Origin of the sequence: Eggerthella sp. AM16-19 (genome assembly GCF_003474385.1) — a bacterium.
GTDB lineage: Bacteria > Actinomycetota > Coriobacteriia > Coriobacteriales > Eggerthellaceae > Senegalimassilia.
Window position 1 is genome coordinate 227 of record NZ_QUCY01000056.1, and the last position, 379, is coordinate 605.

The following is a 379-nucleotide window of genomic DNA, read 5'->3' on the forward strand; positions in this document are numbered from 1 at the left end:
GAGGGCGTGCCGACCTACGCGAAGCTCAGCCTCGAGGAGCTCTCTGGGCTTCCCGAGTACGCGACGATCAAGGAGGTCGTCTCCGACAAGCTGCGCGCCGCGTCGGTCGAGCACCACATCATCCCCGGCGAGGGCCGCGACTGGCTGCTCTTCAAGGTGGAGGACGCCCCCGAGGTCGACGAGGCCTTCCGACAGCTCGAGCAAGAGACGGGAAAGGCCGCCGAGCGCGCAAGGGAGCGGCTCTCCGAGATAGCCGAGAGGCGCCAGGCGCCCGAGCGGCTGGCCGAGCGCGCCGAGCGGGCGCGCGAGGCTTCGAGGGCCCACAGCCAGGGCCCCGGCCGGGACCGCGGCCCGCGCCAGATCGAGGGGCCCGAGAGAT

1 pseudogene is annotated in these 379 nt (G+C 72.6%); it reads left to right on the top strand.

Annotation, left to right across the window (positions count from 1 at the left end):
- Positions 1-379 (top strand): annotated as a pseudogene (locus tag DW178_RS11090) (hypothetical protein); the annotation flags it as partial.